Annotated in this window: 12 protein-coding genes; 10 read left to right on the top strand and 2 right to left on the bottom strand. The window is 65.5% G+C overall.

Translation table 11 applies throughout. The features are described 5' to 3' along the window. Positions 1-113: 113 nt before the first annotated feature. Together I6F33_RS20915 and I6F33_RS20910 are read right to left on the bottom strand one after the other, a co-directional pair. On the bottom strand, positions 114-350 hold the full coding sequence (locus tag I6F33_RS20915; RefSeq protein ID WP_128262589.1) for a hypothetical protein: 237 nt from the start codon (positions 348-350) through the stop codon (positions 114-116). Between the two features lie 59 nt (positions 351-409). Then, the gene (locus I6F33_RS20910) at positions 410-1,414 is read right to left on the bottom strand and encodes a Ku protein (protein ID WP_225144026.1); all 1,005 of its coding nucleotides are present in this window, start codon (positions 1,412-1,414) and stop codon (positions 410-412) included. Between the two features lie 217 nt (positions 1,415-1,631). Between I6F33_RS20910 and I6F33_RS20905 the strand changes: the two genes are divergently transcribed. From I6F33_RS20905 to I6F33_RS20860, 10 genes are all read left to right on the top strand, one after another. Continuing rightward, entirely contained in the window at positions 1,632-1,787 is a 156-nt protein-coding gene (locus tag I6F33_RS20905) for a hypothetical protein (RefSeq protein ID WP_167361642.1), read from the top strand. Between the two features lie 241 nt (positions 1,788-2,028). After that, complete coding sequence (locus I6F33_RS20900; RefSeq protein WP_036005801.1) at positions 2,029-2,703, top strand: response regulator transcription factor; 675 nt, start codon at positions 2,029-2,031, stop codon at positions 2,701-2,703. 109 nt (positions 2,704-2,812) lie between these two features. Then, complete coding sequence (locus I6F33_RS20895; protein WP_109144361.1) at positions 2,813-4,189, top strand: sensor histidine kinase; 1,377 nt, start codon at positions 2,813-2,815, stop codon at positions 4,187-4,189. A 158-nt stretch (positions 4,190-4,347) separates the two neighbouring features. After that, positions 4,348-5,748 carry a hypothetical protein gene (locus I6F33_RS20890; RefSeq protein WP_036023270.1) on the top strand — a complete coding sequence of 467 codons (1,401 nt, stop codon included), beginning with the start codon at positions 4,348-4,350 and terminating at the stop codon, positions 5,746-5,748. Between the two features lie 99 nt (positions 5,749-5,847). Next, positions 5,848-6,117: a hypothetical protein gene (locus I6F33_RS20885; protein ID WP_036005792.1), complete on the top strand. Its 270-nt coding sequence runs from the start codon at positions 5,848-5,850 to the stop codon at positions 6,115-6,117. A 131-nt stretch (positions 6,118-6,248) separates the two neighbouring features. Continuing rightward, entirely contained in the window at positions 6,249-7,355 is a 1,107-nt protein-coding gene (ccmI, locus tag I6F33_RS20880) for a c-type cytochrome biogenesis protein CcmI (protein WP_036005789.1), read from the top strand. Positions 7,356-7,389: 34 nt separating this feature from the next. Then, on the top strand, positions 7,390-7,914 hold the full coding sequence (gene ccmE, locus I6F33_RS20875) for a cytochrome c maturation protein CcmE (RefSeq protein WP_225144025.1): 525 nt from the start codon (positions 7,390-7,392) through the stop codon (positions 7,912-7,914). Further along, positions 7,911-9,893: a heme lyase CcmF/NrfE family subunit gene (locus tag I6F33_RS20870; protein WP_225133486.1), complete on the top strand. Its 1,983-nt coding sequence runs from the start codon at positions 7,911-7,913 to the stop codon at positions 9,891-9,893. Before ccmE ends, I6F33_RS20870 begins: the two co-directional genes overlap by 4 nt. A gap of 4 nt (positions 9,894-9,897) precedes the next feature. Next, positions 9,898-10,380 (top strand): cytochrome c-type biogenesis protein, encoded by a 483-nt coding sequence (locus I6F33_RS20865; RefSeq protein WP_036005780.1) that lies wholly within the window; start codon positions 9,898-9,900, stop codon positions 10,378-10,380. Positions 10,381-10,492: 112 nt separating this feature from the next. Further along, positions 10,493-11,836: a methyl-accepting chemotaxis protein gene (locus I6F33_RS20860; RefSeq protein ID WP_036005777.1), complete on the top strand. Its 1,344-nt coding sequence runs from the start codon at positions 10,493-10,495 to the stop codon at positions 11,834-11,836. Positions 11,837-12,012: the final 176 nt, after the last annotated feature.

Below are 12,012 nucleotides of genomic sequence, written 5' to 3'. Positions count from 1 at the left end.
CCGTTCAAATGAAGTCAAACCGACAGCCTGTTGCATTGCCCCCATTGGCTTGGCCGCTTAACCGATTGTTGAGCCTGTTCGTCAACGAATAGGCAAGGATGTCTCGATCGCGCTCATCCGCGCCGGCCGTCCGCATTCAGCGCCCGCAACATCGCGATGCGGGCGAACATCACCCAGCCGCCGCCGGTCTCGGCCGCATTGATCAAGGTCTCGATCGCCGTCTGCCAATGCGCCTCGTGCTGGGCGTCCTCGGGCAGCTCCATGATGTAGTCGGCGGCTTCTTGAAGCGTGAGCAGCTTGCGCTTGTTGCTCACGCGGACGGGATCGTCGAACGTCGTCGACCAGGGCATGTCAGGCCGGCCGATCGGCGAGGAGAGACATCACGGCGTGATCGCGGGGCGTGGTGCTGTCAGCCGGCCTTCTTTGCCCGCGCCGGCGCGCGCACCGGCTTGTCGGCGGCCTTCTTCGGCGTGGTTGCAGCCTTCGCCGCAGCGTCCTTGCCGCCCTTGCCTGATATCGGCAGCAGCATCTCGCGCTGGCCCTCGACGCGCTTCTTCGGCTTCTTGGCCTTGGCTGTGTCCTTGGCGGTGTCCTTGGCCGTCTCCCTGGCGACCTTCGCCGCGGGCGCCGCGTCCTTCTCGTTCGCGATGCTCTTCTTCAGCGCGTCCATCAAGCTGATGACGTTGCCGCCGGTCTTCGGTGCGGCCTTGGCGGTGATGGGCATGCCGCTGCGCTTCTTGTTGATGAGATCGATCAGAGCGGTCTCGTAATGATCCTCGAACAGCTCGGGCTCGAACGCGCTGGACTTCTTCTCGACGATGTGCTTGGCGAGGTCGAGCATGTCCCTCGTCAGCTTCACGTCCTGGATGTCGTCGAAATATTCCTTCTCGCTGCGGACCTCGTAGGGGTAGCGCAGCAGCGTGCCCATCAGCCCGTTCTCGAGCGGCTCCAGCGCGATGATGTGCTCGCGGTTGGTCAGCACCACGCGGCCGATCGCGACCTTGTCCATGCTGCGGATGGTCTCGCGGATCACCGCATAGGCGTCGTGGCCGACCTTGCCGTCCGGCACGAGGTAGTAGGGGCGGATCAGATAGCGGTTGTCGATGTCGGCCTTGGGCACGAACTCGTCGATCTCGATCGTGTGGGTGGAATCGAGCGCGATGTCGTCCAGCTCGTCCTTGGTGACCTCGATATAAGTGTCGGTGTCGACCTTGTAGCCCTTGACGATGTCCTCGGACGTCACCTCGTCGCCGGTCTCGGCATCGACCTTGAGATACTTGATGCGGTGGCCGGTCTTGCGGTTGATCTGGTTGAACGAAACCTTCTCCGTATCCGAAGTGGCCGGATAGAGCGCGACCGGGCAGGTCACGAGCGACAGACGCAGAAAACCCTTCCAATTGGCGCGGGGGGCCATGGGCTACTCCAGACGCAACAGCGGACAAGCTTTGAGGATACCATCGCCCAGTTGCGAATCATAGCAACCGCCGGCGCGGAATCTTGCAACGGCGTTAATCGCCGCCTGCGCCGTGTTTGCTGGACCGGAACATCGCCCGAGATGACGCGTTGCCCCGGCAATTCATCGCCGAGGAGGTCGCGGCCATCCGACGCGACAGCCACAGATCGAGGTCACCATGGCAACCAGGCGAGAGCAGAACCGGATCGTCGAAACTCCGACCGAGGCACGCCAGGGCGAGCCCGGACCATCGGTGGCGGCGCTGCTCGCCATCTCGACCGGGCTTGCGATCCTGATCCTCGCCGTCGTCTGGTTCGTGTTCTTCCGGACCTGACGGCCGGATCAGCACGCCGGCACCTTCCGGCTCGCCGCGCGATGCGGCACGTTGCGCCCACCATGCCGCCGGCTCCTCCGGCGGCATGGTGGGCGCAGTCGCATTTGCGCGCGCCGGGTCGTATATGACCAAAAAGTAACGTAGCCCGGTTCCCTGCGTTCATATTCAGTTCACGCCGGAATTGCTCATCTGTGGCGGTGTTCATGTCGCCTGTTCTTGCAGCCTATCCTTGGAGAGAAGCGTGCGCCTGCTCGTTGTTGAGGACGACCCCGATCTCAATCGCCAGCTCACCAAGGCGCTGACCGACGCCGGCTATGTCGTCGATCGGGCTTTCGACGGGGAGGAGGGGCACTATCTCGGCGACAACGAGCCGTATGACGCCGTGGTGCTCGATATCGGCCTGCCGAAGAAGGACGGCATCTCGGTGCTGGAAGCCTGGCGCCGCAACGGCCGCACCATGCCGGTCCTGATCCTCACTGCACGCGACCGCTGGAGCGACAAGGTGCAGGGCTTCGATGCCGGCGCCGACGACTACGTCGCAAAGCCGTTCCACCTCGAGGAGGTGCTGGCGCGCATCCGCGCCCTGCTGCGCCGCTCCACCGGCCATGCCCAGAGCGAATTGACCTGCGGCCCGGTTACGCTCGACACCCGAACCGGCCGGGTCAGCGTGTCGGGCAATCCCATCAAGATGACCTCGCACGAATATCGGCTTCTGGCCTACTTGATGCATCATTCGGGGCGGGTGGTCTCGCGCACCGAGCTGGTCGAGCATCTCTACGACCAGGATTTCGACCGCGACTCCAACACCATCGAGGTCTTCGTCGGCCGCATCCGCAAGAAGCTCGACGTCGACATCATCCAGACCGTCCGCGGCCTGGGCTATCTCCTGACCCCGCCGCCGGCCCCGGGCGCCTGAGGCGTTCCGGCCTTTGCAGTATCTTGGCTTGACGGGAGGCCGAACAGGGCCCTTGGTCCGGTCATGACGTCCGACCACCTGCCATCCTGCGCCGCCCGGGATCATTCCGATGGCCGCTAGCTCGCTTGCGAACCGACTGTTCCTGTCGGCGACCGCCTGGCTCGTGGTGATCCTGGCCATCACAGGCGTGGTGCTGTCGTCGGTCTACAAGAACGCCACCGAGCGCGCCTTCGACCGCCGGCTCAATCTCTATCTGCGCACCCTCATCGCCGAGGTCGCAACGCCCGACGAGCCGCCGGACCGCCAGTTCCAGTCGCTTGGCGAGCCCCTGTTCGACCTGCCGCTGTCCGGCTGGTACTGGCAGATCACGCGGACCGACACCGAAAAGCCGGAAGTGCGCTCCTCGCGCTCGCTTTGGGACAAGAAGCTACCGAAGCTCGAAGAGCAGGGTGCCGAGCTCACCGCCGCCGGCATCCGCCTCGCCTATGTCGACGGGCCGGAAGGGCAGAATCTGCGCATGGTGGAACGGCCGGTCGATCTCGGTGCCGACGGCAAATTTCTGGTCAGCGTCGCCGGGGACGATACCGAGATTTTCGACGAGACACGCAGCTTCGACTACTATCTCGGCGGCACCTTCACGGCGCTCGGCATCGTGCTGCTGCTGACGACCGTGTTCCAGGTCCGTTTCGGCCTTGCACCGCTCAAGCGCATCTCGGACGCGATCGCCGACATCCGCTCCGGGCGGGCCGAACGGCTCGAGGGCGAATTCCCGGTCGAGATCGCGCCGCTGGCGCGCGAGACCAACGCGCTGATCGACGCCAATCGCGAGATCGTCGAGCGGGCGCGCACCCATGTCGGCAATCTCGCTCATGCGATCAAGACGCCGCTTTCGGTCATCGTCAACGAAGCCAGCGCGCATGCCGCCGATCCGTTCGCGGAGAAGGTGATGGAGCAGGCGGATGTGATGCGCGATCAGGTCGCCCATCATCTGGAGCGCGCCCGCATCGCGGCACGGGTCTCAGTGGTCGCGACCGTGACGGAGGTGGCGCCTGCCATCGAGGGACTGCGGCGGACCATGGAGAAGATCCATCGCGACCGCGGCATCGTGGTCGAGGCCAAGGCCGATCCATCCGCCAAGTTCCGGGGCGAGCGGCAGGATCTTGAGGAGATGGTCGGCAATCTCGTCGACAATGCCTGCAAATGGGCGGCCTCCCGCGTCCTCATTGAGGTCCTGGTCGAGCCGCAACAGCGGGCCGGCGCCGGCCCGCGTTTGCGGGTGATCGTCGACGACGACGGCCGTGGTCTGTCGGAAGCCGAGCGCGCCCAGGTCGCCCGGCGCGGCAAGCGCCTCGACGAGTCCAAGCCCGGGTCGGGACTGGGGCTGTCGATCGTGACCGACCTCGCGGCCCTCTATGGCGGCAGCCTTTCGCTCGGCAGCGCTCCGACTGGGGGTCTGCGCGCCGAGCTGGTTCTTCCCGGACTATAATCCCTTGTTTCGACGACAATTTCCGGCGCGGCCGAGGCTCCTCCAGCGAAGCATGGGAGGCATTCGAGGCAGCTGAAACGGCTTCTTAAGTGGGGACCCCCTATGATCGCGCCGGACCCATCCCATGTCCGCCATTTTACCGTGCATTACCCGGGCGCATGAGCCAGACATCGATCGAGCGGCTGAGGGAATATCTCGCGCAGCTCCCGCCGCAGTCGCAGGCACTGCTGATGCGGGAGTTCGAGCGTGCGCTGGAGCGCGGCCAGGACACGGCGGTGGCCACCCTCGTGCTCGAGCAGCTGCGCAAGATCGTCCGCAAGAGCGAGGCCGACGAGGCTTTGCCGCCGCGCACGGACGATCTGTCGCGGCTCCTATTCCAGGTGTTGGAACCGTTCCTCGTCGAAGCGGGCACTCCTGTCAGGGCCGGCCAGATTCGCCGCTCCTCGCTGCAGCCGATCTGGCAGTGGCTTGGCCGTGACGGCGCACCGGACAAGGTGAACGAATTCGAGGCGGCGCTGGCGCGCATGCCGGCGGACAGTGCTGGGCAGGTCGAAGCCCTGGCGCAGAAGCTTCAGGCGGTGGCCGCGGACGCCATCTTCGAGCTGACGGGGCCGGGCGGCGGCGACAAGTCGCGGGCGCTGGCCCGGGTCGGACCGCCCAACGTGATCGAGGATCTCTATTCGATCGGTGCGGTGCTCCAGGTCCGGGACGCCATTGCGACATTGAACGAGAAATTACCGCGCACCTTGCGGGCCTTCGGGGATTCCCAGATCGCCTCGGTGACGTCGGCGCTCAACATTCCGGCGCTTCAGACGCCGCAGATGCTGCCTTTCGCCTTGTCGATCGTCGTGCAGCGGATGACCGCGCCCTGGCAGATCATCCGCCTTGCGGTCAAGATAGCGGCGTCCGATGACGAGATCCGCGTCGCGGCGACGCCCTACGGTATGGCCGTCACGATGGCCCTGCACGATTTGTCCTGCGTCGCCGCGGTCCTGCGCATGGACATCAAGCGCGGCCATTTCGACAATGTCGCCGGCAACCTCAAGACGCTGCACGACGGCGTGCGCGGACTGCGCACCGAGCTCGACCTGCGCAACGATTCGACCTGGGGCAAGCAACTGACGTCGATCCGGGCCGACATCTCCAATGCGCTGCAGTCCGAGATCGACAGCGTTCCCGGCCGCGTCCGCCGCATCCTGCGCCAGCGCCCCGAAAAGGACATTCCGCCGGGCGCGCGGATCGACAGCACCGAAGTCGAGGAAACGGTGGCACTGATCGACTTCGTCGCGACGTGCCGCAACTATGCGAGCGAGCTTGCGATCAACGAGGTGACGCTGCGTACCTTCTCCGATCTCCAGCAATATGTGGAACGGTCGACCGAGCAGCTGGTGCAGTCGCTGCGTGCCGCCGATCACAAGGTCCGCACCTATCGGCAGCAGCAGGTGCAGGCCGCGATCCGCTTCTGCCAGGTGCTGTTCGGCGACGATTACGCCTCATTGATGAGCCGGGCCGCCGAAAATGCACTCACGGGCGAGCGCAAATCGTCGCGCGCAGGCTGATCGGCGCGCATTTTTCCTGATCACAATTTGAAGTTGACGACACTGATGGCGCACCGTACTTTCGCGGGTGCAAGTCTGGAAATTTCCATCTGTAGGCGCATGAAACCGGTCATCAGCTCGATTGAAATTGAGAACCGCGTCATCGTTGCCAAGTATCAACGGCTGATGGTTGGAGCCAAGGTGGTGCTGGTCGAGAAGGCCAGCGATCGGCAGCTGCCCGAGACCGCCACCAGGGTTGCATCTCGGGTTCCGGTCGGAGCGCTGCGCATCAGATTGCCGGATGCAATCAAGCCCGGAACATACTTCCTGAAGGCCTTCGACGGGCACGGCGAGCAGGCCGCGCAAAGTATCGACTTCGAGATCGGCTAAGCCGTTGGATTTTCACCTTTTCGGCACTACATGCGGTTGCGCCGCCTTGACAATTGTCAATTGCCGCATCGTCCGGCCGTGGTGTAAAGGCACCTACAGGCGCGGTTCGGGCGCCGCCGGAAGCTTGCCAGATGACGCTATGGTTCGTGTTCGCGCTGATGACGGTCGCGGCGATTTTCGCCGTGCTCTTGCCGCTTGGCCGCACCAGCCGCGCACAAGATCAGGGCAGCGAGGTCGCGGTCTACAAGGACCAGCTCGCCGAAATTGAGCGTGATCTCGCCGCAGGGTTGATCTTGGCGCCGGAGGCGGAGGCTGCGCGCGTCGAGGTTAGCCGCAGGCTGCTCGCGGCGGCGGCCAGCGAGCCGGCAACGGCGCCGAAGTCGAACCTCAAATGGCGACGTGCGGCGGCCGTGCTGGCGCTTGCCGGACTGCCGCTCATCGCGGCCGGCGTCTACATGCCACTCGGCTCGCCCCGGCTGCAGGATTTTCCCCTTGCGCAGCGGGAGCGCGGGGGTGGCATGGCGCAGTCGCTCGAGAACCTCGTCGTGCAGGTCGAGCAGCATCTTGAGAAGAATCCGACGGACGGGCGCGGCTGGAACGTGCTCGCGCCGGTTCTGGAGCGGCTCGGCCGCTTCGACGACGCGGTGCGCGCCTATCGCAACTCGCTCACCTACAATGGCGAAAGCGCGGAGCGCAGGTCCGATCTCGGCGAAGCGATCTCGGCTGCCGCCGGCGGCGTGGTGACCGCCGAGGCCAAGGCCGAATTCGAGCGCGCACACGCCTTGAACGCCGACGATCCCAAGGCGAATTACTTTCTGGGCCTTGCCGCCGAGCAGGACGGCCGCAAGGACGACGCGGCCAATATCTGGCGCGCGCTGCTTGCGAAAGCGCCTGCGGATGCGCCGTGGCGTGCCCTGGTGCAGTCCTCGCTGGCGCGGGTCGGTGGCGGCGGCACGCTGCCGGCGCTGTCCGACGAGACGATTGCTGCCTCCAAGGACATGGCCGAAACCGATCGCAACGCCATGGTGCGCGGCATGGTCGATCGTCTCGCGACGCGGCTGAAACAGAACGGCGACGATGTCGAGGGCTGGCTGCGTCTGGTGCGCGCCTATCTGGTGATGGGCGAGCGGGACAAGGCAATGGGCGCTTCGGCCGATGCCCGGCAGGCGGTTGCCAGCAACGCCGAGCGGCTGCGCCAGCTCAACGAAGGCCTGAAGACTCTCGGGATCGGCGGATGATTTCGGGACGACAGATGCGGAGAACGGATACGCCATGACGCGCAAGCAGCGACGTATGACCATCATCGGCGGATCGCTCGCCGTGCTCGCGCTCGCGGCCGCGCTGGTGCTCAACGCGCTGCGCGACTCCATCGTGTTCTTCTCGACCCCGACCATGGTCGCCGAGAAGCATGTCGAGCCCGGCAAGCGGTTTCGCCTCGGCGGCCTGGTGCAGCCCGGCTCGCTCCAGCGCGGCGACAATCTTGCGGTGACGTTCGAGGTCGCCGACGGCAACGCCAAGCTGCCGGTCGCCTTCAAAGGCATTCTGCCCGATCTGTTCCGCGAAGGGCAGGGCGTCGTCGCGGAAGGCGCACTCGATGCCAACGGCGTGTTCAAGGCCGATACCGTCCTTGCCAAGCACGACGAGACCTACATGCCCAAGGACGTCGCCGATGCCCTGAAGAAGCAGGGGCACTGGAAGGACGATTACGGTACCCAAGGTTCCGGCACCCAAGCTTCTGGCGCTGCCACCCCCGCGGCGACGACCGCGCAGGACAATCCGCAGGGAGCGGTGCGGTGATCGCGGAATCAGGACATTACGCGCTGGTGCTGGCGCTCGCCCTCGCACTGATCCAGTCCGTCGTGCCGCTGATCGGCGCGCGCCTTGGCGACGCCGCCCTGATGAACGTGGCGCGCTCGACCGCACTGGCTCAGCTGCTGTTCGTCGGCGCCTCGTTCACGGCGCTGGTGATGCTGCACGTGAACTCGGATTTCTCCGTCGCCAACGTCTACGAGAATTCCCACTCGATGAAGCCGCTGCTCTACAAGATTACCGGCGTGTGGGGAAACCATGAAGGCTCGATGCTGCTGTGGGTGTTGATCCTCGCGCTGTTCGGCGGCTTGGTCGCCAGCTTCGGCAACAATCTGCCGCTCTCGCTGCGCGCGCATGTGCTGGCTGTGCAGGCCTGGGTCGCCAGCGCGTTCTACCTCTTCATCCTGATGACATCGAACCCTTTCCTGCGCATCGCCAGCCCGCCGATCGAAGGACGCGATCTCAATCCCGTGCTTCAGGACATCGGTCTCGCCGTGCATCCCCCGATGCTCTATCTCGGCTATGTCGGCTTCTCGATCTCGTTCTCCTTCGCGATCGCGGCGCTGATGGAGGGACGGATCGATGCGGCCTGGGCGCGCTGGGTGCGGCCCTGGACGCTGGTCGCCTGGATCTTCCTGACCCTCGGCATCGCCATGGGCTCGTATTGGGCCTATTACGAGCTCGGCTGGGGCGGCTGGTGGTTCTGGGATCCGGTGGAGAACGCTTCGCTGATGCCGTGGCTCGCCGGCACCGCGCTCTTGCATTCGGCGCTGGTGATGGAGAAGCGCAACGCGCTGAAGGTCTGGACCATCCTGCTCTCGATCCTGACCTTCTCGCTGTCGCTGCTCGGCACCTTCCTGGTGCGCTCGGGCGTCATCACCTCGGTGCACGCCTTCGCCACCGATCCGACCCGCGGCGTGTTCATTTTGCTGATCCTCTGCCTGTTCATCGGCGGCAGCCTCTCGCTGTTCGCGGGCCGCGCCACCTCGCTGAAGCAGGGCGGCCTGTTCGCACCGATCTCGCGCGAGGGCGCGCTGGTGCTGAACAATCTGCTGCTCACGGTGGCTTGCGCCGTGGTGCTGTTCGGCACGCTTTATCCGCTCGCGATGGAGATGCTCGCCGATTTCAAGATGTCGGTCGGCGCACCCTTCTACAATCTCAGCTTCGCGCCGCTGTTCGCGCTGCTGCTGCTCGCGGTGCCGTTCGGGCCGATGCTGGCGTGGAAGCGCGGCGACCTGCTCGGCGTGATGCAGCGCCTGCTCGCGGCCGGCGTTGCCGGGCTGGTCGTGGTCGCCATCGTCTGGGCCTGGGTGCGGGGCGGCAGCGCGCTGGCACCGCTCGCGATCGGGCTCGGCGTCTTCGTCATCGCCGGCGCGGTCACCGACCTCGTCGAACGGACGGGCCTGGTGCGCCTGCCGTTCGCAACGGTGCTGCACCGGGCGCGCGGCCTGCCGCGCTCGGCCTGGGGCACCGCGTTCGCGCATGCCGGCCTCGGCGTTGCGCTGATCGGGATCGTCTGCGAGACCACCTGGAACAGCGAATACATCGCGACCATGAAGCCGAACGAGGTTGCCCATGTCGCCGGCTACGATCTGAAGCTCGACGGGCTGTTTCAACGCCAGGGCCCGAACTACCGCGAGATGATCGCAGAGTTCAAGATCAGCCGCGATGGCGAGGCGGTCACGGTGATGACGCCGTCCAAGCGCAGCTTCACCACGCGCGGCTCGTCGACCACCGAAGCGGCGCTGCTGACGCGCGGGGCGAGCCAGCTCTACGTCTCGCTCGGCGACGCCACCGCCGAAGGCGCCATCGCCGTGCGCATCTATCACAAGCCGCTGGTTCTCCTGATCTGGTGGGGGCCGGTGCTGATGGCGTTCGGCGGCGTGCTCTCGCTCTCCGACCGCCGCCTGCGGGTCGGCGCGCCGAAGCCGGCGCGGGCCAAGCAGCGCCTCCAGCCCGCGGAATGACCCGATGCGCCGGATGATGGCCGCGTTCATCGCGTTGGTGTTGCTGGCTTTGCCGGCGGCCCACGCCGTGCAGCCCGACGAGATCATGCCGGATCCGGTGAAGGAATCGCGCGCGCGCGAATTGTCGCGCGAGCTTCGCTGCATGGTTTGCCAGAATCAGTCGATCGACGATTCCGATGCGCCGCTGGCACGCGATCTCAGACTGCTGGTGCGCGAGCGCATCGCGGCCGGCGACAGCAATTCGCAGGTGCTTGATTTCCTGGTGGCGCGGTACGGCGAGTTCGTGCTGCTCAAGCCGCGCTTCGAGCTGCAGACCCTGCTGCTGTGGCTGCTCGGGCCGGTGCTGCTGATCGGCGGCGGCCTGGCGCTGTGGCTGCAAATCCGCCGCCGCTCGCGAACTGGTGTGGACGTACCGGCACCGCCGCTCACGCCCGACGAGAAGGCACGGCTCGCGGCCTTGATGTCGGACGAACCCAAATCGCCCTGAAGCCGTCTACGTCGTGCCACGCAGTGCGCGGCAACGGCTGCGTGGTTCATGCTAAATTGACCTTTGTCTGGAAGCTTGTCGCGAGATTTGATTCCAGCTCCTGAGTCCCCCGATGTTCGCGAACAGCAATCTGACGATCCGCTTCCTGGTCGGCGCCGTCGTCGCTGCGTTATTGTTCCTGCTTGGCATCGGCGGCGGCACCGGCTTCATCGCGGTCCTCTATCTCAACAACGAGATCACCAGCCTGTCCTCGAACTTCGCCGCGCTGAGCGGCCCGGCGCGCGACCATGCCATGCAGATCTACCAGCAGGCGCAGACCGCGTTTTCTTATTTCCTGGTCGCCTGCGGCGTGATCGCCGTCGTCGCTTTCGCGATCTGCTTCACCACCTGGTTCGCCGTGCGCAACGGCATCCTCAATCCCCTCGCGGCCATCGTGCATGCCATGCGCGAGGTTGCCGACCAGAAGTTCGAGACATCAGTTCCGGGGCTCGGCCGCACCAACGAGATCGGCCTGCTCGCCGGTGCGCTGGAGGTGTTCAAGACCAACGGCATCGAGCGGCGCCGCCTCTCCGAGCAGCAGCTGCATGAAGCGCAGCATCAGGCCGAGCGGTCGAAATTCCTCGATAACAGGATCAAGCGCTTCAACGATCTCGTCGCCAGTGTCGTCGCCAGCGTGGCGTCATCGGCCGTGCATCTGAAGACCAACGCGGAGACGCTGTCGCGGACCGCCAACGACACCAGCACCAAGGCCAATGCGGTCGCGAGCGCGGCGAGCCAGGCCAGCGCCAGCGTGCAGACGGTTGCAGGGTCCGCCGAGGCGATGACGAACTCGATCGGCACGATCAGCCGCCGCGTCACGGACGCGACCCAGCGCGCCGAAGGCGCTGCAAGCCAGGCGGAGAAGAGCCGCGATACCATTCACACGCTGTCGGATGCCGCCGAAAAGATCGGCGAGGTCGTCCAGCTCGTCCAGGCGATCGCATCGCAGACCAATCTCCTGGCGCTCAACGCCACCATCGAGGCGGCACGGGCCGGCGAAGCGGGCAAGGGGTTTGCGGTGGTCGCCTCGGAAGTGAAGAACCTGGCGCATCAGACCAGCAAGGCGACGGAGGAGATCACCTCGCAGGTCGCCAGCATTCAGGGCATCACCGCGGAGACCCGCGGCGCGATCGACGGCATTTCCAGGACGCTGTCGGAGATCTCGTCGATCATGTCGGGCATCGAGGTCGACACCGCCCAGCAGCGCAACGCCACACAGGAGATCACGCGCAGCGCCCAGGACGCCGCGCGCGGAACCCTCGACGTCTCCAACCATATCGTCCAGATCACCTCCACCTCGGCCGAGACCGGCCGCATGGCGGCCGAAGCCAGGGATTCGGCCGTCGATCTGTCGCGGCAGGCCGAGACCTTGAAGCGCGAAGTCGACGAGTTCATCGTCAGTGTCAGGGCGAGCTGAGGGGCCAGAATTCGCGCCTGCCGCTTTGTCGGGGAACTCGATTAAGTTCCTGTAAGGCCACGATTTTTGGCCTGTGCTAAACTGCCGCATCCGCCTCGACACATCATTACGAAAGTTTAACCCCGCCGCCAGCGCGCGGTAAGGCGGGAGTCCCCATGTTCAGGTCCGCAAGGTGC

The sequence above is a fragment of the Bradyrhizobium sp. BRP20 genome, from assembly GCF_020194215.1.
In the GTDB taxonomy this organism is placed as follows: Bacteria; Pseudomonadota; Alphaproteobacteria; order Rhizobiales; family Xanthobacteraceae; genus Bradyrhizobium; species Bradyrhizobium yuanmingense.
This window is presented reverse-complemented; position numbering and strand designations above follow the sequence as displayed.